The sequence below is a fragment of the Bacillus chungangensis genome (assembly GCF_030812995.1).
Lineage (GTDB): Bacteria > Bacillota > Bacilli > Bacillales > Bacillaceae_C > Bacillus_CF > Bacillus_CF chungangensis.
In genome coordinates, this window is sequence record NZ_JAUSTT010000012.1 from 78,364 (window position 1) to 102,731 (window position 24,368).

Annotated in this window: 18 protein-coding genes and 1 pseudogene; 16 read left to right on the forward strand and 3 right to left on the reverse strand. The window is 37.2% G+C overall.

What is annotated here, in order from left to right; all coding sequences use genetic code 11:
• The first annotated feature begins 6 nt into the window (after positions 1-6).
• The 5 genes and pseudogenes from J2S08_RS11200 to J2S08_RS11220 all read left to right on the forward strand — a co-directional run bounded on the left by J2S08_RS11200 (position 7) and on the right by J2S08_RS11220 (position 8,285).
• Positions 7-1,023, forward strand: a complete 1,017-nt coding sequence (locus J2S08_RS11200; RefSeq protein ID WP_307229538.1) for a phosphotransferase enzyme family protein — start codon at positions 7-9, stop codon at positions 1,021-1,023.
• Positions 1,024-1,287: 264 nt separating this feature from the next.
• The gene (locus J2S08_RS11205) at positions 1,288-4,533 is read left to right on the forward strand and encodes a DEAD/DEAH box helicase (RefSeq protein ID WP_307229540.1); all 3,246 of its coding nucleotides are present in this window, start codon (positions 1,288-1,290) and stop codon (positions 4,531-4,533) included.
• A 242-nt stretch (positions 4,534-4,775) separates the two neighbouring features.
• A complete protein-coding gene (locus tag J2S08_RS11210) occupies positions 4,776-5,078 on the forward strand; it encodes a lysozyme family protein (RefSeq protein ID WP_307229543.1) in 303 nt (100 codons plus the stop codon).
• Between the two features lie 913 nt (positions 5,079-5,991).
• Positions 5,992-6,324 (forward strand): annotated as a pseudogene (locus J2S08_RS11215) (lytic transglycosylase domain-containing protein); the annotation flags it as partial.
• A gap of 434 nt (positions 6,325-6,758) precedes the next feature.
• Positions 6,759-8,285, forward strand: coding sequence for a glycine betaine uptake BCCT transporter (locus J2S08_RS11220; protein WP_307229545.1), 1,527 nt, complete (start codon positions 6,759-6,761; stop codon positions 8,283-8,285).
• Positions 8,286-8,895: 610 nt separating this feature from the next.
• Here the strand turns inward: J2S08_RS11220 and J2S08_RS11225 are convergent.
• Entirely contained in the window at positions 8,896-9,912 is a 1,017-nt protein-coding gene (locus J2S08_RS11225) for a GNAT family N-acetyltransferase (protein WP_307229546.1), read from the reverse strand.
• 868 nt (positions 9,913-10,780) lie between these two features.
• Between J2S08_RS11225 and J2S08_RS11230 the strand changes: the two genes are divergently transcribed.
• From J2S08_RS11230 to accC, 6 genes are all read left to right on the forward strand, one after another.
• A complete protein-coding gene (locus J2S08_RS11230) occupies positions 10,781-11,560 on the forward strand; it encodes a 5-oxoprolinase subunit PxpA (RefSeq protein ID WP_307229548.1) in 780 nt (259 codons plus the stop codon).
• A 42-nt stretch (positions 11,561-11,602) separates the two neighbouring features.
• Positions 11,603-12,781 carry an NRAMP family divalent metal transporter gene (locus J2S08_RS11235; protein ID WP_307229610.1) on the forward strand — a complete coding sequence of 393 codons (1,179 nt, stop codon included), beginning with the start codon at positions 11,603-11,605 and terminating at the stop codon, positions 12,779-12,781.
• Between the two features lie 241 nt (positions 12,782-13,022).
• Positions 13,023-13,781: a 5-oxoprolinase subunit PxpB gene (gene pxpB, locus J2S08_RS11240; protein ID WP_307229550.1), complete on the forward strand. Its 759-nt coding sequence runs from the start codon at positions 13,023-13,025 to the stop codon at positions 13,779-13,781.
• Positions 13,778-14,788: a 5-oxoprolinase subunit C family protein gene (locus tag J2S08_RS11245; protein WP_307229552.1), complete on the forward strand. Its 1,011-nt coding sequence runs from the start codon at positions 13,778-13,780 to the stop codon at positions 14,786-14,788. The genes pxpB and J2S08_RS11245 overlap by 4 nt, the downstream gene beginning before the upstream one ends.
• 31 nt (positions 14,789-14,819) lie before the next feature.
• Positions 14,820-15,308: an acetyl-CoA carboxylase biotin carboxyl carrier protein gene (gene accB, locus J2S08_RS11250; RefSeq protein ID WP_307229554.1), complete on the forward strand. Its 489-nt coding sequence runs from the start codon at positions 14,820-14,822 to the stop codon at positions 15,306-15,308.
• A 20-nt stretch (positions 15,309-15,328) separates the two neighbouring features.
• Positions 15,329-16,681, forward strand: a complete 1,353-nt coding sequence (accC, locus tag J2S08_RS11255; RefSeq protein WP_307229556.1) for an acetyl-CoA carboxylase biotin carboxylase subunit — start codon at positions 15,329-15,331, stop codon at positions 16,679-16,681.
• A 310-nt stretch (positions 16,682-16,991) separates the two neighbouring features.
• Here the strand turns inward: accC and J2S08_RS11260 are convergent, their stop codons facing one another.
• Positions 16,992-17,753, reverse strand: coding sequence for an IclR family transcriptional regulator (locus J2S08_RS11260; RefSeq protein ID WP_307229558.1), 762 nt, complete (start codon positions 17,751-17,753; stop codon positions 16,992-16,994).
• A 505-nt stretch (positions 17,754-18,258) separates the two neighbouring features.
• Here J2S08_RS11260 and J2S08_RS11265 point away from each other — a divergent pair.
• The 5 genes from J2S08_RS11265 (at position 18,259) to tlp (ending at position 23,589) form a co-directional block, all read left to right on the forward strand.
• On the forward strand, positions 18,259-18,468 hold the full coding sequence (locus J2S08_RS11265; protein ID WP_307229560.1) for a hypothetical protein: 210 nt from the start codon (positions 18,259-18,261) through the stop codon (positions 18,466-18,468).
• Positions 18,437-19,198, forward strand: a complete 762-nt coding sequence (locus J2S08_RS11270; RefSeq protein ID WP_307229562.1) for a thermonuclease family protein — start codon at positions 18,437-18,439, stop codon at positions 19,196-19,198. Before J2S08_RS11265 ends, J2S08_RS11270 begins: the two co-directional genes overlap by 32 nt.
• A 563-nt stretch (positions 19,199-19,761) precedes the next feature.
• On the forward strand, positions 19,762-22,476 hold the full coding sequence (gene acnA / locus J2S08_RS11275; RefSeq protein WP_307229564.1) for an aconitate hydratase AcnA: 2,715 nt from the start codon (positions 19,762-19,764) through the stop codon (positions 22,474-22,476).
• A gap of 521 nt (positions 22,477-22,997) precedes the next feature.
• Positions 22,998-23,240 (forward strand): FbpB family small basic protein, encoded by a 243-nt coding sequence (locus J2S08_RS11280; protein WP_307229567.1) that lies wholly within the window; start codon positions 22,998-23,000, stop codon positions 23,238-23,240.
• Between the two features lie 115 nt (positions 23,241-23,355).
• The gene (gene tlp, locus J2S08_RS11285) at positions 23,356-23,589 is read left to right on the forward strand and encodes a small acid-soluble spore protein Tlp (RefSeq protein WP_307229569.1); all 234 of its coding nucleotides are present in this window, start codon (positions 23,356-23,358) and stop codon (positions 23,587-23,589) included.
• Positions 23,590-23,892: 303 nt separating this feature from the next.
• On the opposite strand, the gene J2S08_RS11290 is transcribed toward tlp, so the two are convergent.
• A complete protein-coding gene (locus J2S08_RS11290; RefSeq protein ID WP_307229571.1) occupies positions 23,893-24,228 on the reverse strand; it encodes a DUF2500 domain-containing protein in 336 nt (111 codons plus the stop codon).
• Between the last annotated feature and the right edge of the window lie 140 nt (positions 24,229-24,368).

Below are 24,368 nucleotides of genomic sequence, written 5' to 3' on the forward strand. Positions count from 1 at the left end.
ATGCCTATGATGAGACTAAGTACGATGAAAAAAGTAGTTGCCACTGTAGACGAGAATTGGCGGAGTCCTTTGGCAGAAAAAATATTGGAACGATGGGGTTATGATCCTGGTTCTGTTTATTATTTTCGATCTAGTGCAAACTTTGTCTTTGTCTTTTCAAAAGAAGGAAAAGACTATTATTTAAGGTTTAATGAAGCTTGTGAAAGAAGCCTAAAAACAGTGGAAGCAGAAACAGAAATATTACGATACCTTTGTGATAAGCCTATACGCACTGCACAGCCCGTTCCTTCTTTAAATCAAAAATATGTGGAGACAATTGAAACAGAGCTAGGAACATTTTATGCAGTTGTTTTTGAAGCGCTTCAGGGCAACCAATTTGAAATGGAGAAATTGGATAAGGATCATTTTTATAAATGGGGCAGTACGTTAGGCAGACTGCATCATATTTTCAAAACGATGCCAGAGGAATATCGTGATGGGCGGCCAAGCTGGAAAGATCGATTACAATTTGCAAAAACGATGTTAGCGGATGAAGAAACATATATAAAGAACGAATTGGAACTTGTTTTCCAATGGGCAGAGGGGTTGCAAGTTTCAAATGAGCATTTCGGTATGATCCATTATGATTTCGAATTAGATAATCTAAATTGGGAAAAGGATGCTTTTGGCGTACTAGACTTTGATGATTGTCGCACGCATTGGTATGTAGCTGACATTGCTTACGCATTACGAGAATTATCAGAATACGATGTTGATTTAGAAAACCCGTTTGTTCAGTCATTTATTAGCGGTTATAAAACAGAAACAGAATTAGATATGGGTCTGTTAAAAGAGATAAAATGGTTGATGAGAATGCACAACCTTGAATCGCTTGCATCGCTATTACGATCTGTAGATCTCACTATCACATCAGACGATCCTGATTGGCTTTCGGAATTAAAAGAAGATTTGTTAGGATATATTGAGGAATATCGGGATTTCATTCAACAGCTACACACAAATAAAGAATCTGCCAAAAGCTGAATAGAGCAAGGGATTTTTAACTTTAAAAGTTCAACAATGAAGGAAGATTGGAAGGAGAGTTTTTCTTATCTCTCCCTTCCAATTTTTTATCCCTCACATTCCATTATCCAAGAATAAATCATTATATAAAGAGGAATGATTGAAAACGAAGCTTTTTTTAATCATTTCTCTTTCCTATTGTGTTATGTAGTACGTCTTTAAAAACGATGGGAAAAGGGGTATAATCAATTATTAAAGAATTTTTAATAGAAAGATGTTGATGCAATGTCAAAACGAGCGCTCTCAAAATCGATCATTAAAAGTTTATATCCAAGTTCTATCTACCGTCGGGGTTTGTCTTATTTTAATGATGGCAGAGTAACAAATCTCATGTATCATACAGACACGTTGTCATGGAAAGCGAATGTCGAAGGCAGCGAAACTTATTCAGTAACGATTAGAGAAGAAAAAGAAGGAGTATTTCATACATATTGTTCTTGTCCTGCTCATCAACATTATCAAGAATGCAAGCATGTTGTTGCTGTATTATTAGAAATAAATGATCAACAACAGGGAGCTAAAACCTCGAAAACTCCTGCTGATTTCATTAGGAATTGGCAGTATAACATTGCCAATGACTTCATTGATACGTTTGCAGCCTATCAAAATTTGGCTATTGATGCCAAGCAGCATAATGCGAAAAACCCAATGAAAGTGGAATACATATGTAAAAAACTTGTTTTGCATCATCAGGGAAAAGAAGAGGCATTATTAACGATTGAAATGAAGGTAGGTGTTGAACGAACATATGTAGTTCGCAATTTGCCGCAATTTCTTGAAAAAGTAAAAAAGATGACTTCCCATGAATTTACGAAAAAATTTACATATGACCCAACAGAACATTATTTCCTAAAGGAAGATGAAGAGGCAATTGCTTTTCTTCAAGAGATCGCAAATAATGCTGAAATTTACTACCGTACGCATGCTTATGGCTGGCAATCTTATACGAATGAACGAGAAATAATTATTCCCCCACTTGTAGCTGAACCGCTATTAGAAAAGTTGAACACCCGTTGCTTTACTTATATTCATGATGATGTAAGTTATAAGGAAGTTGCATTTAATGATGAAGAACTGCCGTTTTCTTTTCAGTTGAGCAAAAATAATGCAGAGGAATTTCAAATTCATTTATACGAATTGCCGGAAATAACTTATTTCCCTGAATATGGATGGTTGTTTTATGATGGTGTTTTTTATAAGCCTAAAGATGAACAAAAACCATTTGTAGAAGGATTAATTTCTTTTCAAGAAGTAGCAAGTGAACGTTTTCTGCCCATTGCAAAGAATCAAATAGAGCCATTTTTGTCGCAAGTACTTCCCGGCTTAAAGAAGATAGGCAAGGTAGAGATAGCAGAGAATGTTTCTGATCAAATCATGCAGCCGCCGCTTCAGGCAAAATTATTTATTGATCAGCAAGAAGAACGATTAGAAGTAAAAGTTGAATATCATTATGGCGACGTCATGATCAATCCCTTTAACTATGAACCGCCGCCACTCCTTTCAGAACAGACAATCTTATTGCGGGATGCGGAAAAAGAAAGACAGCTTATGGCAGCCATTGAGAGCTCACCGTTAAAGTTTAATGGCAAACAGCTTTATTTGGAAGCCGATGAGGCAAAGCTGTATGACTTCTTATTTCACTCGCTTCCAGCCATCGAAGTGCATGCCGACATTTATATGACAAATATAGTAAGAACTTATTTAACATCGGAACAACATGAACCTATTACGTCAGTGGATGTGAACTCCCATAATGGACTGCTTGAAATAAATTTTGATATTGCCGGTATCGAAAAATCGGAAATTGAAGAAATATTGAAGTCAGTCGTAGAAAAGAAAAAATATTATCGTCTGCAAAATGGCGCATTTATTTCCTTGGAAAAAGAAGCATATCAAACATTGGATACGTTTATTTCTGAGTTTGCTCTCGCACCGAAAGAGCTCGCCAACGATCAAGTGAGACTCCCTGTCTATCGTGGGTTGCAACTGGAGGAGATAATTGGAAAAGGAGATAAATATACAACAAAGTTTGGGAAAGCCTACCGGCATCTTCTTCAGCATTTGAAGCATCCAGATGAAATGGAATTTACCTTTCCTGATAATGTACAAGCATCGCTTCGGGAATATCAAAAAACAGGTTTTCAATGGTTTAAAGCGCTCTCCTATTATCAGCTGGGCGGTATATTAGCTGATGATATGGGATTAGGGAAAACATTGCAAAGCATCGCTTATCTAGCTTCGGAAAAAGAAAAAACAGAGGAGCCTTTTCTTATTGTGGCGCCTGCTTCTCTTGTATACAACTGGGAAAGTGAATTTCAAAAATTTGCTCCTTCATTAAAGGTTAGAGTCGTTATCGGTTCACCTAAAGAGCGGGCAGCATTGCTTCAATCTAATGAAATGCCAGATGTCTGGATTACTTCTTACCCAACTTTAAGGCAGGATATTGATATGTATGAGGCCTTTACATTTGATACCATGATTATGGACGAAGCGCAAGCGATTAAAAATCATTTAACGAAAACAGCAGGAGCAGTACGCCGAGTAAGAGCACAGAAGCGCTTTGCCTTAAGCGGAACTCCAATCGAAAATTCCCTTGATGAATTGTGGGCGATATTTCAAACCGTGCTGCCGGGATTTTTTCCAAATCAGCAAGCATTTAAAAAACTTTCTCACGAAAAAATTGCCAAGATGATACGTCCTTTTATTTTAAGAAGAGTGAAAAAAGATGTGTTAAAAGAACTGCCTGATAAAATTGAGACAAAGCATTTATCGGAGCTTACAAGGCCGCAAAAAGAACTGTATTTAGCTTATTTGGAAAAAATTCAACAGGAAACAGTTCTTTCTTTACAAAATGAAGATTTCAGTAGAAATAGGATGAAGATTCTTGCTGGTCTCACACGCCTAAGGCAACTTTGTTGTCATCCAAGCCTTTTTGTTGAGAATTATACTGGTGAATCAGGCAAACTGAATCAGTTAATGGAAATAACTCAAAATGCTCTTGAGAATGGCAAACGCTTATTAATTTTCTCTCAATTTTCCAGCATGCTTAAAATAATTCGGACAACACTTGAAAAAGAGGGGATTTCCTTCTTCTATTTAGACGGACAAACTAACTCTAAAGAAAGAGTTGAGATGAGCAGCTGTTTTAACCAAGGTGAGAAAGATGTTTTCCTCATTTCTTTAAAAGCAGGAGGAACAGGACTTAATTTAACAGGGGCAGACACAGTCATTCTTTATGATTTATGGTGGAATCCTGCTGTGGAAGAACAAGCAGCTGGAAGAGCTCATCGAATTGGACAAAAAAACGTCGTACAGGTAATTCGATTAATTGCACAAGGGACGATTGAAGAAAAAATATATGCATTACAGCAGAAAAAAAGAGCATTAATCGAAAAAGTCATTCAACCTGGAGAAACGATGCTGACGTCTTTATCTGAAAAAGAAATTCGCGAGATTTTAGATATTTCATGATGAAGGAGCTGGGACGCGGTATGAGAGAGGAGACCGCTCTCAACTTTTACTTGATTAATAGGTGAAACTTTTTCATAATCAAAATAGGCAATGTAAGCTTATTTTTCATTAATATGAAAGGAGATGATATAAGCAATATAGTAGCAAGAGATGTTTTCATGGAAAGGGAGAAAAGATTGTCAGTTAAAAAAACAAAAAATAAAAAAGAGTCAACTAGGAAAAAGATACTGTGGAGACGATCATTGTTAGTTCTGTTTCTCATTCCAATTGCAATTTTTGAATTATATGGTTTTTATTATTTACTAGGAAATGAGAAAAATGAGCAAGCAGTTCTAGCTGATGCAACTAATGTCTCCGACAATGAATTGGCTGGACAAAGCAATATTCCTCCAGAGTATATGCCAATCTATAAAGCGGCGGAAGAAAAATACGGTGTTCCTTGGTATTTATTGGCGGCACATCATCGAATTGAAACACGTTTTTCAACAATGGATCCAATGGTTTCACCAGCAGGGGCAATAGGACATATGCAAGTGCGACCATAAGGGCAGGTAAGAAATCTTCTGTTAGCATAGAAGTAAGCAAGACCACAAAATGCTTATCATCATCCAACTTATTCGTGAGGGAAACCAAAAACGGAGAAATCAGCATGTTGGAAAAGCCATAAGTTATCCGTTCACGTTCAAAAAGTCATTAAATAGTCAATCGCATAGTCGATCCATATATACATTTTGAACATTGTCTTACGATGATACAACTGAATGGCAAGATGAAAGGTTGTAAACAAGGATGAAGGCTAAACTGCTTGAACGATAGTCCGAGGGGGAAAAGTTCTACCTTTCAGCAGATGCATAATAAAGATCAAAACAGCCTAAAAATGGATATCAAACACAAACTTATGTTTAAACCGAATCTGTTGACTGATGTTTCATGTTGTAAGTGCTATATTTATATCCGTTAATGCATGAAGAATGAATTGCATGTTCTTTATGGCGTGGTCCGAGGCTGACCACTCTCAAGGAAGAGAGAAAGGACGAACATCGCATCCGCTATTACAACAAGCTTGTTCTTATCTATCTAAATGGTGATTACCTAAGTTGAAATCGTTAAGCAGCGAAGGTTTGCTAATGATTCAATATGGTAACGGAGCTTCCGTAGTAGTCTGAGGCAGGGAAAGCCTGCTACATGGCGAAGGGGAGCAGCTTATCAAGTCTCTATGAACAATGGAAAAGAGCGGGAGGCTTTAGTCAGATTCTAATTGTTTCGAGACAATCTAGCTGGCCTTAATGGTTTTGAGGTTTCTGTAAAGCCGCTTATTCTTAAACGGATGGGCAAAGTCTAACAGATTACTCTATACAATCGTTGCAACAGCTAGATAGATAAGGGGAGAGCCGTATACTTTGAGAGGAGTATGTACGGTTCGGAGAGAAGTGCTTGGAAACCTGTTATGATTGGCAAGGCGCTAAGAACTTACTCTACTTTATGCCGTGTACATTTGTCGGCTGGGCTCATCCTTCCTGTGAGGGATTGGGCAAGGGAAATATACCACGTGAGGAATTGGTCAATTTAGAAGTTATCAAGAAGTATGGAGGCTATGGCGTCGACGGCAATGGCGACGGCATTGCAGACCCTTGGAATCTTGAAGATGCTATTTTTAGCGCTGCCAATTATTTGGCTAATTATGGAGGCGCTGACGGTGATTTAAAAAGGGCAATCTATGCTTATAATCATAGTGAAAAATATGTAGAAGATGTATTGTATTACGTTAACTTATATCAAAATGATACATAGGAAAAAGGGCTGGTTCAAGTCTAGGACATATGGGCCGGCCTGTTTCCGTTTTTGGATACCTAAAACAAAATACATATAAAGTCTAAAAAAGTTTAGCATATACCCATTGAAAGGACATGCGTGGTTTAAAAATGTTAGATTTTTTTATAAAAATGGGGAAGCTATTTTGTATAGATGTTGATAACCATTGGAATGACCTATCGTATATTAAATAAAGGAAATAAGGTTCAATTTACATATAAAACTTTGTTAACTTTTAAAAACTTAGCTATAAAACGTCCTATTAAAGACAAAAATAAGTCAGAGGATGCGAGGTACTTTGATCGAAAGTAAGCGTTTTTTTTTGCCTCTCATTTTTTATAAAAATCGGAAAATAATTCTGTGAATATTCTACTTCATCATCCATGTTTTTGCAGCTAGGGAGGAGAAAGTGAATGAAAAAAATATCTAACGTTTTTTGGATTTCGCTGCTGATTTTGTTTATTGCAGTTATTTTTGGTGTATGTACTCCAAAACGATTTGAACAAGCGACTTCCAATCTTCAAGCTTTCATTACTTCAAGCTTTGGTTGGTATTATCTTATTTTAGTTTCCGTTATCGTCTTATTTTCATTGTTTTTAATTATTAGCCCTATCGGTGCTCTTCGCTTAGGTAAAACAGACGAAAAGCCAGAGTTTTCGAATATGACATGGTTTGCTATGCTTTTTAGTGCTGGAATGGGGATCGGATTAGTGTTTTGGGGGGCAGCTGAGCCTATCTCTCATTTTGCGATTCATGCACCATTATCAGAGCCTGGAACGGAACAATCATTAAAAGAAGCAATGAGATTTACTTATTTTCATTGGGGAATTCATGCATGGGGAATATATGCAATTGTTGCTTTATGCCTTGCTTATTTTAAATTTCGTAAAGGGGAACCCGGACTTATTAGTGCGACGCTAACACCAATTTTGGGGAAATATGCAAGAGGAAAAATAGGTGTCGGTATTGATGTTATTGCAGTATTCGCTACAGTCGTAGGAGTAGCAACAACACTTGGTTTTGGTGCTGCGCAAATAAATGGCGGCTTATCGTACTTGTTTAATGTACCAGTCCATTTTCGCATTCAGGTTATTATTATTATTATTGTTACTTTTCTTTTTATTTTTTCGGCATGGTCAGGATTAGGAAAAGGAATTAAGTATTTAAGCAATACGAATATGGTGCTTGCAATAGCGCTGTCTGTTCTTATGTTTATTGTTGGACCGACATTGTTTATTTTGGATTTTTTCACAGATACATTAGGGACGTACTTTCAAAATTTAATTCGAATGAGCTTTCAAATTGCTCCTTTTGATGCGGACCATCGTGAATGGATTAATAGATGGACCATTTTTTATTGGGCTTGGTGGATCGCATGGTCGCCATTTGTCGGGATTTTTATTGCCCGCGTTTCGCGTGGACGAACAATTAGGGAATTTATTATCGGGGTGCTTTTGGTGCCTTCCATTGTTAGCTTTTTTTGGTTTGCAGTATTTGGTAGTTCCGCAGTTAATGTGCAACTAGCGGGAAACATAGACTTAACACAATTTTTAACGGAGGAAGTACTATTCAATGTTTTTAGCCAATACCCAATGGGGTCGATTTTATCAATTATTGCTATTGCTTTAGTCTGTACTTTTTTCATTACCTCTGCAGATTCAGCAACATTTGTATTAGGGATGCAAACAACGTATGGTTCTCTGTATCCACCGAACAGGGTGAAGCTAATCTGGGGTATTGCTCAATCAGGGGTTGCTTTAATTTTGCTTTATAGCGGTGGCTTGCAAGGATTGCAGAATGCTCTGATCATAGCAGCGTTTCCTTTTTCTTTGATCATTATTATGATGCTGCTTTCTTTGTATAAAGCATTAAGCGCTGAAAAGCAAGAGTTTGGAAATTATTTAAAGATAATAAAAAAGCAGCAAAGAAAAACACAATAAGAGTATAAGTCGTATTTTTAAAGGAGAAAGTCTAGATCTAACCTTAACAAGTAAAGACAGATCAGATATTGTGAAGTATTTAACAAAAAAGCTTACGAAAAAAATATTTTTCAGGAAATGTATATCATTTCCTTGTTACTTCGACCGATCATTTGCGTGTATTTTAAGTGTTATCCTATATCTAACTGGCAGTAAGAGGGCTCAGAAGCGCTGGGTGGAGGATAACAGAAAGTCAAATATCCGATTGGTTCGGGCCGACAGGATAAGGAAAGCTTTTTGAATCAACATCGCACGAAGAAAAGCGGTTTCCTTTTCGAGGACGCCTTTGTTCTACTTCTTATCATTGGGGGATGAGAGAAAACCCCCAATGATGGAAGTTTCACTTTATTTTGCACATCCAACATGAAGAACCCAGCTTTTCTTATGAGAAGATGCTGGGTTCTTTCATTATTTTCATCCAAATTATTTCGAGTAATCTCAATCCGTCTGATAAAAAGACGACGGTCCTTTATTCAACAATCGCGCCTAATTCAAGAATACCATTATTGGAAAATGGACATCTAAAATTCAAAATGGGAAATTAAATTTAAACATCCTTTCATTCAACAATTCAAAGTTCTTTATGATAACGCACTTCTTCCGATACCTCTTTGAAACCGACAGAGTGATACAAGGATAGAGCTGATTTATTTGCCGTTTCCACCTGTAATTCTGCGAATTCACAACCATGATTTTTTAGATATGTGAGAGCCTGAGTAAGTAAATGTTTTGCAACACCTTGTTTCCGCCAAGGTTTTCTAACAAATAGATCTTCAATGACTCCATCTCCGTCCTCATCAATCCAAGTCATAACACTTCCTACTAACACACCTTTGTCCCTTACCACAAATGCAGTCCAAGCAGAATTTTTCTTGTTTTCCATTAACCGCATAAACCCAATTGGGGCTTCCGGCCAAATTTCCATGTCTACTTTTAAGTATTCATCTACGCTTTCCTCAGAAGCCATGTCCCATTGTCTGCAACTATAGGGTGTAGAAAGAACTGCATGTTCAATCAATTCGGATAAATCTCTTCTCATCGTAAATGAACTTTTCCAGTATACGAAACCTTTTGATTTGAAATAGTTGTTGTTTTGCTCTTCAGTGGATTGGTTCCCTATGCCAATCATTGTTCGATATCCATGGGGTAATTTTTCTCTCAACTGATATGCCCTATTTACCAAACGCTCATATAAAAGGTCATAAATGGGATATTCGTCTTCTCTTTCCGGAAGCATTTTTAAATTTAAATAAATATAATGCTTGAAATCTTTTGGACTGCCTTGAGTAATCGAGGTAATAACACTAACTTGCCCTTTTCCTATCATTTGCTTTCCCTCAAACGCTATGAAAACGTTCTTCCAATTATCTTCTTCTCCAACCCACCAGAAAACAGTGTTTTTTCTAGATGTGATGGCACGATACAATTCACCTAGTTTCTGAAAATCATCCTTTGTAAATCTACGGATCTCAATTTTGCTCATGTCACTAACCACCCTTTTTTTCATTACTTGCTCGAGTGCAACATTAAAAACCAGTAGCACTATCCTGCTCCAGTAGTTGAAGCTTTTTTTTGCTTCAAGTCCCATGGGTAGAACGAAGTCTTTGTAGCCGATCTGTCATATAACGTTTATCAACGAACAACATTTCGCAAATCCCGTTGCTTTTGGAATATTCTCGTCCTTTATCCCACATCTAACTGGTAGTAAGACCCCCACCTCAACAATAAGAGGAACGAAGAAGTCTAGGTAGAGGATAACTGAAAGTCAAATGTCCGATTGGTTCGGGCCGACAGGATAAGGAAAGCTCCTTGAATCAGCATCGCACGAAGAAAAAGTGCTCTTCTTTTTCGAGGATGTCGGTCACAAAGGCGTTGCAATAGGACAAGGAAAGCTTCGGCAGCGATACATTGCACGAAGAAAAGCGGTTTCCTTTTCGAGGACGTTGCGTCCTTAGCCTTTGTTCTACTTTCAATCAGTAGAGGATGAAAGAAAACCCCTACTCATGGAAGTTTCACTTTATTTCGTAAGTATCTTTATTCAGCAAGGATTCAAAAGACAAGTATCGTTACACCGTATCGAATATTACGTATCCGATATAAACAAATTCGACTTGCTTTGCTAATATCCTTCTTTTCCACAAGGAAGTTTTACTTTATTGCAATAATAAAAAATGAATATAGGCATTGAAATAATTTCATGCTATAATATTTGAAACTCAATTTCCTAAATTCGGAACATAATGATAAGTGAATACTTTTTATTGTTTTTAAGAGATAGCGGTAAACGGTTACTCAGGGAGCTAATGAGTGTGATGTTTTCGTCTAAACTTAACAGGAGCTTCTCTTGTTGGTGGAGAGTGGTTTTACCTGTAAAATGCGTTCTGCAAAACTACTTTTATTGCGTCATATTGTTTTAATGTTAAATAAAAATTTAATCATTACGGGAGGTTTTTTTCATGTATCAAATTGATTTAAATTGTGATTTAGGAGAAAGTTTTGGCGTTTATAAGATAGGAATGGATGAGGAGATGTTAGATTTAGCAACATCAGTAAACATTGCCTGCGGTTTCCATGCAGGTGATCCAACAGTGATGAGAAAAACTGTTCAACTTGCTTTAAAGAAAGGGGTTCACATTGGTGCTCATCCTGGTCTTGATGACTTAAAAGGGTTTGGAAGAAGAAATATTCCGATATCTGCAGTAGAAGCGTATGATCTTGTGATGTATCAAATTGGTGCTCTCTATGGAATCATCAAAGGGGAAGGGGGAGTAATGCAGCATGTAAAACCGCATGGGGCTTTATATAATATGGCGGCCAAAAATAAAGAGTTAGCGGAAGCAATCGCCACTGCTGTCTATAAAATAGATGAAAATTTAATATTGTTTGGTTTATCTGGGAGTGAATTGATAAAAGCTGGAGAAAAATTAGGATTAAAAACAGCACAAGAAGTCTTTGCTGATCGAACGTATCAAAAGGATGGGACATTGACACCGCGCACCGACGCTCATGCACTTATCGATAAAAGTGAACAAGCAATTCATCAGGTGATTCGAATGGTGAAAGAAGGAAAAGTTCATTCTATACAAGGCGTGGATGTACCTATTAAGGCTGACACGGTTTGTATTCATGGCGATGGACCCTATGCAGTTCATTTTGCCAAGGAAATACGTCAGGCGCTTAAAGATTCCAAAGTAGTTGTACAAGGGATCAGATCGAATAGAGTGAAAGGGGACTAATAGGTGAAATTACAGAAAACATTATTCTCACAATCTACGAAAATGAATTGGTCAATGTTAATGGGGGCTGTTTTTCTTATGGCAACCTCATCGATTGGCCCCGGGTTTTTAACACAAACAAGTGTGTTTACTGAAACTTTATTAGCTAGTTTTGGATTTGTCATTTTAGTATCCATTGTATTAGATATTTTTGTACAAACAAATGTTTGGAGAATCATTGTAGCTGCTGAAAAAAGAGGACAAGATATTGCTAACATGGTGTTTCCTGGACTCGGCTACATTTTTTCTTTTTTTATCGTAATAGGAGGACTAGCATTTAATATTGGAAACATTGGTGGTGCTGGTCTTGGAATAAACGTATTATTTGGGATTTCTGTCAAAACAGGAGCGATAATTAGTGCAGGAATTGCCATTTTTATTTTTGTTGTAAAAGAAGCTGGCAAAGTCATGGATCTTTTTATCCAACTTGCAGGGGTAGTGATGATTGGCTTAACTATCTTTATCGCTTTTAAAACTTCACCTCCGGTTGGAGAAGCAGTAATCAAGACAATTGTACCTGATCAAATTGATATATTAGCGATCATCACTTTAGTAGGCGGGACAGTCGGGGGGTATATAACGTTTGCAGGGGGACACAGATTATTAGATGCAGGTGTTAAAGGTGTGAATGCAGTTCCTCAAGCAACAAAAAGCTCAATTTTAGGTATTTTGATCACTTCAATTATGAGAATTGCACTTTTTTTGGCAGTACTTGGTGTCGTATCAAAAGGTTATCATTTAGATTCCGATAATCCGGCGGCTTCTGCTTTCCAATTAGCTGCTGGAAATATAGGCTATAAAATTTTTGGTATTGTTATGTGGACGGCAGCTGTTTCTTCAGTAATTGGTTCTGCATATACGTCCGTATCGTTTATTCGTTCCTTTAGCAGGCGGATAGAAGAGCATCATAAGTGGATTATTATCATGTTTATTGCTGTCTCAACATTGTCTTTTATCACAATAGGAGAACCAGTAAAGGTGCTTATCTTAGTTGGAGCATTAAATTCTTTGATACTGCCATTTGCGCTTGGTACACTTCTCATTGCAGCCCATAAGAAAAATATTGTCGGTATGTACAAGCATCCCATTTCCTTAACAATATGTGGCGTATTTGTTGTTATCATTACTATTATTATGGGTGGGTACACAATCATCAATGAGGCTGCAAAAATATTTTCTTAATATAGAAGAAGTTATTTTTTGACAGTTTAAATCTGTTACAAATGATGTCCACGAACCGATCATCCAATTAAATCTAAAAATACATAATAATGAGATTTATTAGAAAAAGGTACTGTTATCACGATGATAAGCTGACCAGATAAAAATCCTCTTGTATTTTTATGTAAACACATCTATAATAATTTCATTAGTCCGTTTTTCGGAAAGTATATACCGAAATTTGAAAAAAGGATGTGAATAGATGGATCGACTACATGTAGAAGAGCAAATATCCTTTTCATGTGAGCAACTAGGGGATACTGCGATCATCATCCAATTTGGTTCGGAAATAACTCCGGAAATTCATGAAAAAGTGAAAGCATTTACCAATGCTTTAGAAGAAAACCCGTTTTATGGATTTATCGAATGTGTTCCAGCATTTACGAGTGTAACAGTCTATTATGACCCGTTTTTAGTTTTTCAAAATAGGAAATTGTCTGACGGCGCTACTAATATTGAGTCCGTCAGTCAACTAATTTCCTCTTATTTGAAAGGGGTTACAAAGAAACTTTTATTGGAAGAAGTAAATCAATCACGCAAGATTGAAATTCCTGTTTGTTACGGTGGAGAATATGGACCAGATTTAGAAGCAGTCGCAAGCTATCATGATCTTACGGTTAATGAAGTGATTAAAATCCATTCAGAGAAAGAATATGTCGTTTATATGATTGGTTTTGCTCCTGGTTTTCCATATTTAGGTGGAATGTCAGAAAAGATCGCAACTCCTCGTAAATCAACACCGAGACTCACTATTCCTGAAGGAGCAGTTGGCATTGCTGGTAAGCAAACAGGGATTTATCCAATCTCTACTCCAGGTGGATGGCAGATTATCGGACGTACACCGTATTCTCTTTTTAACACTAGCAAGTATCCTCCTAGTCTTTTACAATCTGGAGATGTGATTAAGTTTGTCCCGATTACGATTACTGAGTATGAAAAGTATAAGGAGACAAGTGTATGAGTATAAAAGTCATTCATCCTGGTTTTCTAACAACCATACAAGACTTAGGAAGATATGGGTTTCAAAAATATGGTGTTTCGGTAAGCGGTGCAATGGATCCTATTTCTCTGCGTATTGCTAACCTTTTAGTAGGCAACGAGGAAGGTGAAGGTGCTCTTGAAATAACATTAATGGGCCCTTCGTTGACAGTAGAGAGAGAGATGATGATTGCGATTACTGGTGCAGACTTATTGCCGACAATTGACGAAAAAAAAGTTCCAATGTGGCGTCCTGTATTGATAAAAAAAGGAAGTACGTTAAAATTTAATGCTTGCAAAATTGGATGTCGGGCCTATCTTGCTGTTGCAGGAGGTTTTCAAGTTTCAAAAGTAATGAATAGTAAAAGCACATTTGAACGAGGAGCTTTTGGAGGATATCATGGCAGAAAATTGCAAAATGGAGATATTCTCGAAGTGAATGAGATATCAGAGCAAGTAAAAACCATGATGGAACGAGTAGAAAGGGAAAGTGCTAGTTCTTTATTCTTTCCGATGCCTTGGTATGTGCAGCCGGAATTATTCTTTTCTTTTAAAAAACACGCTCCGGTTCGAGTCATGCGTGGTGAGCATTTTGATCAATTGACACTATCAAGTCAAAGTAATTTTTTTAAGCATGATTTTAGCATTTCTTCAAGATCGGATCGGATGGGATATAGACTTTCTGGTTCAAAAATATCATTAAAGGAACCAATAGAACTGCTTTCAGAAGCGGTCTCGTTAGGAACGATTCAATTACCGCCTGATGGTAATCCTATTATGCTTCTGGCAGATCGTCAAACGACAGGGGGATACCCAAGAATCGCTCATGTAGCAACGGTAGATATTCCAGTAGTAGCGCAAAGAATGCCTGGAGATAAGATACATTTTAAAGAAATAACTTATGAGCAGGCCCAAAAGCTTTATATAGAGCGAGAACAACAATTAGAAGAATTAAAGATAGGTATTCACTTTAAAATGCAAGAAGGATGAACAGATTTTGTGGAGGGAGAAGAAAATTTTTATGATAAATTTTAAAGAAATGAAAGAAATGATGGAAATATTTGATCGCTCTTCGATTTTTAAATTGAAAGTGAAAGATGGAAGCAACTGCTTTATGCTTGAGAAAGAACAGTCGCAATCCCAGCAAAAAAGAGAAGAACAACCTAGACAAGAAAGTATGGAAGACGATCCTTTTTTGTCTATCAATGAGGCATCCATAGAAACGAAAGAAATACAAAATGAATCAGGGGAGTATCAAGTAATAGCTCCGATGGTAGGTACATTTTACTCTCGTTCTCATCCAGATTCGAATCCATTTGTTCAAGTTGGCACGGAAGTAAAAACAGGTGAAGTCCTTTGTGTTTTAGAAGCAATGAAATTATTTAATGAAATACAAGCAGAAGTGAGTGGGGAAATAATAGAAATATATGTGAAAGATGGGCAATTGGTAGAGTATGGACAGCCAATATTCAACATTCAAAGAACACTTTCAAATCATAACGGCAACTAGATCTTAAAAGGGGGAGTGAAATGTTTAATAAAGTATTAATTGCCAACCGCGGTGAAATTGCTGTTAGAATTATTCGTGCATGCAAGGAAATGGAAATTAAAACGGTAGCAGTTTATTCTAAAGCAGACAAGGAAGCGATGCATGTTAAATTGGCAGACGAAGCATATTGTATTGGTCCATCAACTGCTAAGGATAGTTATTTACATATTCCTTCTATTATGGCTGCAGCAATTGCTGCAAAAGTGGATGCTATTCATCCTGGCTACGGTTTTCTAGCTGAAAATCCTGATTTTGCTGAAATTTGCAGCAAGTGCAATATTACCTTTATAGGACCTAATCCAGCATCGATTTATCAAATGGGTGAAAAAGCAACAGCAAGAGAAACAATGAAGAGAGCAGGAATACCTATAGTCCCTGGAACTGATGGCCTAATTAACAATATGGACGAAGCAATGATCATTGCAAAAAAGATAGGATATCCGGTTATTGTAAAAGCGACAGCTGGAGGAGGAGGAAAGGGGATGCGGCTAGCCTATAACAAGGATGAGCTGCAAAAAGCAATTCGCCATGCTAAAACAGAAGCTGAAACAGCTTTTGGGAACGCTGGTGTTTATCTAGAAAAATACATAGAAGAGCCTCGTCATATAGAGGTGCAAATTATTGCAGACCGACATGGAAATATTGTTCATCTTGGAGAGCGTGACTGCTCCATTCAAAGAAGGCATCAGAAACTTATTGAGGAAGCGCCTTCCCCTAAAATGACAGAAGCATTGCGGCTAGAGATGGGAGAAGTTGCTGTGAGAGCAGCAAAAGCTGTCCATTATGATAGTGTCGGAACAGTTGAGTTTTTATTGGATAAATTTGATCATTTTTATTTTATGGAAATGAATACACGGATTCAAGTTGAGCACCCGGTAACTGAACTTGTCACTGGGTTAGATTTGATAAAAGAACAAATTTCCATTGCAGCTGGCTATCCACTTCGCTTGCAGCAAGAAGACATAAAAATGAGTGGTTGGGCTATAGAATGCAGAATCAATGCTGAAGACCCGACTAAAAATTTTATCCCTTCTCCTGGAAAAGTGGAAGTGTATCAACCTCCAGGTGGTTTTGGCATTAGAATAGACAGTGCTGTTTATGCAGGGTACGAGATCCCCCCTTTCTATGATTCAATGATAGCAAAGGTAATTGTTTTGGGTAAGGATCGTCATGAAGCAATACAAAAAATGAAGCAAGCACTTCGAGAATTTTGTATTTCTGGTATAAAAACGACAACCCCCTTTCATCTAAAGCTATTAGAGCATGAACAATTTGTAAAAGGAGACTTCCATACAAAATTTTTAGAAAATATATCAATTACTTTAGATGATTAAGTATTTTCTTTAGGGGCAGGGACTGCCCTTATAGCATAGCTAACAAAAGTATCTAGTGCCTAAGAAGCTCCCGCTTCAATCAAAATCGCAAGGTCGATAAGTGGTGAGTAGTTCAAGTGGAGACAAAAAGATTTTATCATACCTGACCTTTTTCGATAAATGAGATAATCGAAAAAGGTCGTTTTATTTTTATCTAAAAAAGATCTTTCTTTTAGAATGTCTATTTCAACTTTTTTTCTTATCCAGTATTCACAGAATCTATCTATAAAGAATTAAAGCTTTAATCGTGCATTTTTACCAATCTAGTACCCTAATTATTCACGTTAAATCCAAGGTTTTGTGATATTTCTGTTGCTGCAGTCTTTACTTTTTCAATATATTGAGGCAAATTTTCTTTTTGGAAATGAAGATCGATACTTGCTATACTAAGGCCTGCTATTACTTCGCCTTTATAGTTAAAAATAGGAGCAGCTACTGAAGTAGTATGGTTTTCAAGTTCGGAATGACTAATCGTATATCCATTTCTTCTTGCCGTTTTTAATATTTCCTGCAATTTATTTTTATCCGTAATGGTTCCTGCTGCCAACGGCTTTAATTCTGTCGTTTCTAGATAATGATCAATCTCTTTGTCTGATAAATAAGCAAGAATAATTCGTGAACAAGCTCCAGCATATAGAGGAGATCTCCTGCCTATGGCAGTATAAAGCCTAACAGGTTCATTTGTATCAAGTTTTTCAATATAAATCGCTTCATTCCCATCTCGAATAATCAAATTAATTGCTTTCCCAACATTGTTTTGAAGCGTTTCCATAATAGGGAGTGCGATTTGTCTAATATCTAGCCGTTCTGCTACTAAATGACCGAATTGTAAAAAGGAAAGTCCTAGTGAATACTTACCGGTTTCATCTTTTTGAAGAAATCCCATCTCTTCAAGAGAACCGATCATTCTATAAACGGATGTTTTTGGTATTCCAGAAACTTGAACTATTTCGTTAAAACTTAACTTTGAATAGGTTAAAAATAGATTTAATACGTCCATTGATTTGACGACGGTTTTATTTTTGTTTTGCATTTAGTATCTCCTTTTTAAAGTAATGAACATTAAAATATGCTAGAAAGAGCACTTATACAAAAAATCCGATAAGTTAAAAAAGAGGTCTGCAATAATTGAAGTTACAGTGATTAGAAAAGCCTTTGTTATAAAAGGATAAACGAATTTGAATGCTCATCCTTTGTTTGGTATGCTACAAGACTTTTTCAAACAGTTTGAAAAAAGCTAGTTACTGTTGAGAAGCGAAGGTAAGCGTTCTTAATCATATCATATCATGAATAAATGAATAAGTGGTTTTTATCACTAGTCTTTTGAAAGAATTGAAGAAGTCTACATTTTTTCTTGAATTGGACGTTTTCAGTAGGAATGATATTTTTTAAAAAAAGAAAATCGCTCGATGTAATGTTACAATGGTAACTGTTTGCGGCTTTTTTCATTTCAGCGATCAGGAAGGAGAGTTGTCTATTGAACAATGGGGTCAGCTCTTTACTATTATGTTTTTCGCTATTAAAAGCAGCCAATTGAAATGTTTGTTGTTTTAAGGAAAAATGGCGTGCTCGCAATGATCTTATCAAGGTTTAAAATGAATGGACACAATTTTAGAGAAGTTGATATGAATAAACGAACGATCAGCAATAAAATTTGTATCATTCATTTCAACAATAAGATAGATGTAATCAATGATGTGAATGGAGAAATAGTCAATGAAAAAGTTGTTCATGTTGATCATGGTTAGTATGATCATGATCACAGGATGTGGGATTAATAATACGATACAAGTGGTAAATGAAAAAGCAGAGACTGTTCATTTAGGCTTAAAAGAAAAAGAGCTGCAGCAAGACATATCTGGTATTCCTGCTAAAGTGGTTAATGTAGTGGATGGGGACACAATCGATGTGATGATGAATGGCAAAAAAGAGCGGGTTCGTTTCATTCTCGTTGATACGCCAGAAACGAAGCATCCTCAGATGGGTGTTCAGCCATTTGGAGAAGAGGCATCCAATTTTACAAAGGAACAGTTACTTGGTCAAGACATCATTTTGGAATTGGATGTAGCCGAGCGCGATCGTTATGGAAGGCTACTCGCTTATATTTGGCTAAACGGGAAGCATTTTAATGAGATTCTAATAGAACGAGGATTGGCTCGTGTCGCAGTATTTCCACCTAACACAAAATATGTTGATAGATTTCGAGAGATTCAACAAACTGCTCAAGAACAAGCAATTGGCATTTGGTCGATCGAAAATTATGTCGAAGAAAAAGGTTTTAACAAAGAAAAAATAAAAAAGAATCAATCATTAAAAGAAGCGAAAAGCGGCTGCAAGATAAAGGGGAATATTTCAAGTTCAGGGGAAATGATTTATCATATGCCTGGAGGTGTCTATTATGATCGAACAAATCCAGAAGAATGGTTTTGTTCGAAAGAGGAGGCCGAAAAAGCGGGATATCGTGCGTCAAAAAGATAATGCATAAAAAAAGCATACATCTACATAACTTGGTCTTTTAACTAGCAAGTCAAGCCCATTACCTCAAGTGTTACTAGAATTTAGTTAGAGGACAACAGAAAGTCAAAAGCCCGATTTGTTCGGGCTTTTGTTCTGCTTCTTAATCGAGTGGGGAATACTTTATTATCTGTACTTTCATGTATGAATGCACTGCGCTTTGACATGATTAGTGAACGCAACAGATGTTGAACTAAAGCTTCTGCATCAGTAAAAGATAATATCATGAAGCGATCGTTCGGTAGTCTAGTAAATACGATGTTTGCATGGTTAGCAGTTTTTAAGCTGATTACTGGTGAAAGAGATGCAAAAGCAATATGATGAAAAAGAGGCCAAACGTTGATTTAACAAAAGCAGCAACAGCCTAGATAAGAAAAACTTATTGAAAACAATAACTTTCTTGTTATTTACTTATGTGGCTGATTGTATTAAGATGGATACGATTGGCAAGCTTGATGGGTTATCCATGTAAGACTTTTTGTCAAAAAAAGAAGTTTTTATTGATTTTCAAAAGAGGGGGAATCAACATGGCAAAGAATGATGTATTTAAGGCACGTTCTTCTTTTGAGCTAGAGGGGAAAAAATATCATTATTATCGACTAGCAGCAATTGAGGAAGCTGGTGTAGCAAAGGTTTCACGCTTACCTTATTCTATCAAAGTGCTATTAGAATCAGTTTTGCGTCAAGTAGACGGACGTGTTATCACAAAAGAGCATGTTGAAAATTTAGCAAAATGGGGATCTGATGACATTCAAGAGGGAGATGTTCCATTTAAACCTTCCCGTGTCATTTTACAAGATTTTACAGGTGTTCCAGCAGTAGTGGATTTAGCATCGCTTCGTAAAGCTATGGCTGATATGGGTGGAAATCCAGATTTAATCAACCCTGAAATTCCTGTTGATCTTGTTGTAGACCACTCTGTACAAGTAGATCGCTATGGAACACAAGATGCACTTCAATTAAACATGGATCTTGAATTTGAAAGAAATGCGGAACGCTACCAATTTTTAAGCTGGGCACAAAAAGCTTTTGAAAACTATCGAGCTGTTCCGCCAGCAACTGGCATCGTTCACCAAGTGAACTTAGAGTATTTAGCAAGTGTTGTACATGCAATAGAAACACCGACAGGGGATTTTGAGGCTTATCCTGATACGCTTGTTGGAACGGATTCCCATACGACAATGATTAATGGGATTGGAGTTCTCGGCTGGGGAGTCGGTGGTATTGAAGCAGAAGCAGGCATGCTTGGACAGCCATCCTATTTTCCAATTCCAGAAGTAGTGGGAGTGAAGCTGCTCGGTGAATTGCCAAACGGAGCTACAGCAACAGATTTGGCGTTAAAAGTAACCCAAGTACTGCGCAGCCACGGCGTTGTTGGGAAATTTGTCGAATTCTTTGGTCCGGGTGTATCTAAGCTTCCGCTTGCTGATAGAGCGACAGTTGCGAACATGGCGCCAGAGTATGGTGCAACGTGCGGATTTTTCCCAGTAGATGCTGAAGCGCTTGACTATCTTCGCTTGACAGGCCGTTCTGAAGAGCATATTCAATTGGTTGAACAATATTTGAAAGCGAATGATATGTTCTTTACAGCAGATAAAGAAGACCCTATTTATAAAGATTTGATCGAAATCAATTTAGCAGAGATTGAACCTAACCTTTCTGGACCGAAACGACCTCAGGACTTAATTCCACTATCAGCTATGAAGAAGTCCTTTAATGATGCTTTAGTAGCTCCAGCTGGCAACCAAGGTTTTGGCTTGGATGCAGCAGAAGTAAATAAAGAAGCAACCGTTTCATTTAAAAATGGCGACAAAGCAACAATGAAAACAGGTGCGATCGCAATTGCCGCGATTACTAGCTGTACAAACACCTCTAACCCTTATGTGATGCTAGGTGCGGGGCTTGTAGCGAAAAAAGCTGTCGAAAAAGGATTGGAAGTACCAAAATTTGTTAAAACCTCCTTGGCGCCAGGCTCTAAAGTTGTAACAGGATATTTAAGAGATTCAGGTCTCCTTCCTTATCTTGATAAATTAGGCTTTAACCTTGTAGGCTATGGCTGTACAACATGTATTGGAAACTCAGGTCCACTGAAAGAGGAGATTGAGAAAGCGATTAGTGAAAGCGATCTGCTTGTTACTTCCGTACTTTCTGGGAATCGAAACTTTGAAGGGCGAATCCATCCACTTGTGAAAGCGAATTATCTTGCATCACCGCCGTTGGTTGTTGCATATGCTTTAGCTGGAACGGTAAATATCGATCTTCAAAATGATCCAATCGGCAAAGATAAAGATGGAAATGACGTCTTTTTCAAAGATATTTGGCCAACAACTGAAGAAGTAAAAGCAGCAGTCTCTGCTTCAGTGACGCCAGCTCTATTCCGTAAAGAATATGAGCGTGTGTTCGACGACAATAAACGTTGGAATGAAATTAAAACGAGCAATGAACCATTATATACATGGGATGAAAATTCAACGTATATTCAAAATCCGCCTTTCTTTGAAGGATTGACACCTAATCCTGGAAAAGTAGAAGCATTGTCCAATATGCGCATTGTTGGAAAATTTGGCGATTCAGTGACTACAGACCATATTTCACCAGCAGGTGCGATTGGCAAAGATACACCGGCAGGAAAATATTTACGTGAAAATGGCGTAGAAATTCGCGACTTTAACTCTTACGGTTCACGTCGTGGAAACCATGAAGTCATGATGCGCGGTACGTTTGCGAATATACGGATTAAAAACCAAATTGCGCCAGGTACTGAAGGCGGCTATACGACTCATTGGCCAACAAATGAAGTAATGTCCATATATGATGCATGCATGAAATATCAAAAGGATAGCACTGGCCTTGTCGTGCTTGCTGGCAAAGATTACGGCATGGGCTCTTCACGCGACTGGGCTGCAAAAGGTACGAACTTGCTTGGCATTAAGACTGTCATTGCAGAAAGTTTCGAACGTATTCACCGTTCTAATCTAGTCTTGATGGGTGTATTGCCACTTCAATTCAAAAAAGGTGAAAATGCAGATGTTTTAGGCTTAACAGGAAAGGAAATGATCCATGTCCATGTCGATGAATCAGTAAAGCCTCGCGATATTGTGAAAGTAACAGCTGCAGATGAAGACGGAAGCAAGAAAGAATTTGAAGTACTTGTCCGCTTCGACTCTGATGTTGAAATTGACTACTACCGTCATGGTGGCATTCTGCCAATGGTTATTCGCGGCAAACTTAAAAGCAACTAATGAAAACTGTCCCGCATGTTTATCGCATGCGGGATAATGAATAGTTTATACCTTTTTGTAGACTGTTAGTTTTAAAAATAGCATCCTAAATGAGCCTTGAAATGTATAGGACAAAAGAATTTAACAAATTTTCGACTTCATCAAGGTGATAGGGAATTAACTCATTTACTTTTAAGTGTGTCTATCCACTTAACGAGTTTGCATTAAATATATAAAATAAAAACCGTGATGCCCCTTATCTTTAAATGAAGGCTTCATTAACCGCGAATTATATGATTAAACTTCAATTATAGACCCCGTTTCTTCTTTCGGTTCTTGAATAACTGCTTGTTCTAATGTTCGATTAGTTTAAAACAGTCCAATCTCCCATCTTTAATATTGTTTCCTTTTCTTCGTTATAAATGAATACGTACACTACATCAATCTTTTTTATTATTAACTGGGCTTCCGAAAAGAATTCTCCCACTTCAATCAGATCGTAAGGTCGATAAATGTGAGTAGTTCACGAAGGAGAAGGTAGGATGAAGGTTATAGCAGGAATATTTAGTAAGTTTTTGGACATACTGTTTCAAAGTACTGTAAATGGAGGGAAAATTCAAATGAAACGCATTAAAAAGAATAAATTTTCGCAATTTTACATCGAAAACAAATTAGCTTTATTAAATGATCACGCTGCTCTACAGCAAATTGAAAAAAGATTGGAAGAAAAATGGACAAAAGCAGCTGAAAGGAAAACATTTCAAGAGGGTCAATTACCAATATGATAAATTTGAAAAGCTCAAACCTTGTTAAAAACAAAGCTGCCTCATATTTTATCATCAGTAGGAAAAACTATTTGTTAGGGAGAGTATAGTATATTGAAAAAAGGAGGAGCTTTAGATGAATCGTCATGAACCGAAACCTGATGATCGCAGCAACAATGTTGAAAGACTAGCAGACATGATTGAAAATACAAAAGAAAATATAAGTGAGGCAGAGGAATCGCTGCGCTTCGCAGAAGGAGAACAGCGTGAACAAATTGAAGCAAAAAATGCACGGCGCCGCGAAAGCATCAAAGGAATGGAAAGCGAAATGGAAGATGAGAGAGAAGCTCGAAAAAATAGTTATCAATAAAATGCTGGTGGGTGGCTGAAAGGACGTAACCTTGTCCCTTCAGCCACATTTTTTTCCACTTCTAACTGGCGAGTCAAGATCCTCACCTTAGAGTAAAAGTAATCAGAAGTGCTAGGTGGGGAGGGACGACAGGATAACGAAAGCTTCTTGAATAAGCATCATACGAAGAAAAAGCGGTTTTCTTTTCAAGGACGCTCGCGATCTTAGCCTTTTGTTCTACTTTTCATTAATTGAGGATGAGAAAATACCCTACTTAAGAAATTTTTACTTTTTTTCAGTTAAATTAAATCTTTAGGATAGCATCTAAGATCGTTCAAAGCGATGGAATCGTGTGCCTTGAAATATTAATTTTCCATCATCGCCTTCTGCGAGTTGGCCATATTCTCTTCCACTAAGAGAAAATTCGATCCGATCGCCGCTTTCAACCTCAAAAGTGGCATAATAAGATGTGGAATGTTGGTGGTGATTGTCTTGGTGATAATGGTGTCTGGTCTCCGTTCGTTTCGTTGCGACTTTAGCCGATACAGATAAAATTGGCTGCTTATTATTATGACTCCATTCTGATAATCCTTTTAAAATGGACAAAAGGATGATGATAATTGCAACGATAAAAATCAAACTGCCAAATGTTGAAAACATTCCGTCATTATCTCCCCTCAATCATTTCTTCGCCTTTTATAACAACATGTATTGCAACTGAACAAAGGGCGTTTCAGTTAAGGATGTGTTCTTAAATGACATACGAAACAACGAGTGAAAATGTTTCAAACTTTTGTCAT

Coding starts and splice junctions, on each gene's coding strand:
- J2S08_RS11200 (WP_307229538.1), top strand. CDS start 7: ATGATGAGACTAAGTACGATGAAAAAAGTAGTTGCCACTGTAGACGAG.
- J2S08_RS11205 (WP_307229540.1), top strand. CDS start 1,288: ATGTCAAAACGAGCGCTCTCAAAATCGATCATTAAAAGTTTATATCCA.
- J2S08_RS11220 (WP_307229545.1), top strand. CDS start 6,759: ATGAAAAAAATATCTAACGTTTTTTGGATTTCGCTGCTGATTTTGTTT.
- J2S08_RS11225 (WP_307229546.1), bottom strand. CDS start 9,912: ATGGGACTTGAAGCAAAAAAAAGCTTCAACTACTGGAGCAGGATAGTG.
- J2S08_RS11230 (WP_307229548.1), top strand. CDS start 10,781: ATGTATCAAATTGATTTAAATTGTGATTTAGGAGAAAGTTTTGGCGTT.
- J2S08_RS11235 (WP_307229610.1), top strand. CDS start 11,603: ATGAATTGGTCAATGTTAATGGGGGCTGTTTTTCTTATGGCAACCTCA.
- pxpB (WP_307229550.1), top strand. CDS start 13,023: ATGGATCGACTACATGTAGAAGAGCAAATATCCTTTTCATGTGAGCAA.
- J2S08_RS11245 (WP_307229552.1), top strand. CDS start 13,778: ATGAGTATAAAAGTCATTCATCCTGGTTTTCTAACAACCATACAAGAC.
- accB (WP_307229554.1), top strand. CDS start 14,820: ATGATAAATTTTAAAGAAATGAAAGAAATGATGGAAATATTTGATCGC.
- accC (WP_307229556.1), top strand. CDS start 15,329: ATGTTTAATAAAGTATTAATTGCCAACCGCGGTGAAATTGCTGTTAGA.
- J2S08_RS11260 (WP_307229558.1), bottom strand. CDS start 17,753: ATGCAAAACAAAAATAAAACCGTCGTCAAATCAATGGACGTATTAAAT.
- J2S08_RS11265 (WP_307229560.1), top strand. CDS start 18,259: ATGTTTGTTGTTTTAAGGAAAAATGGCGTGCTCGCAATGATCTTATCA.
- J2S08_RS11270 (WP_307229562.1), top strand. CDS start 18,437: ATGAAAAAGTTGTTCATGTTGATCATGGTTAGTATGATCATGATCACA.
- acnA (WP_307229564.1), top strand. CDS start 19,762: ATGGCAAAGAATGATGTATTTAAGGCACGTTCTTCTTTTGAGCTAGAG.
- J2S08_RS11280 (WP_307229567.1), top strand. CDS start 22,998: ATGAAGGTTATAGCAGGAATATTTAGTAAGTTTTTGGACATACTGTTT.
- tlp (WP_307229569.1), top strand. CDS start 23,356: ATGAATCGTCATGAACCGAAACCTGATGATCGCAGCAACAATGTTGAA.
- J2S08_RS11290 (WP_307229571.1), bottom strand. CDS start 24,228: ATGTTTTCAACATTTGGCAGTTTGATTTTTATCGTTGCAATTATCATC.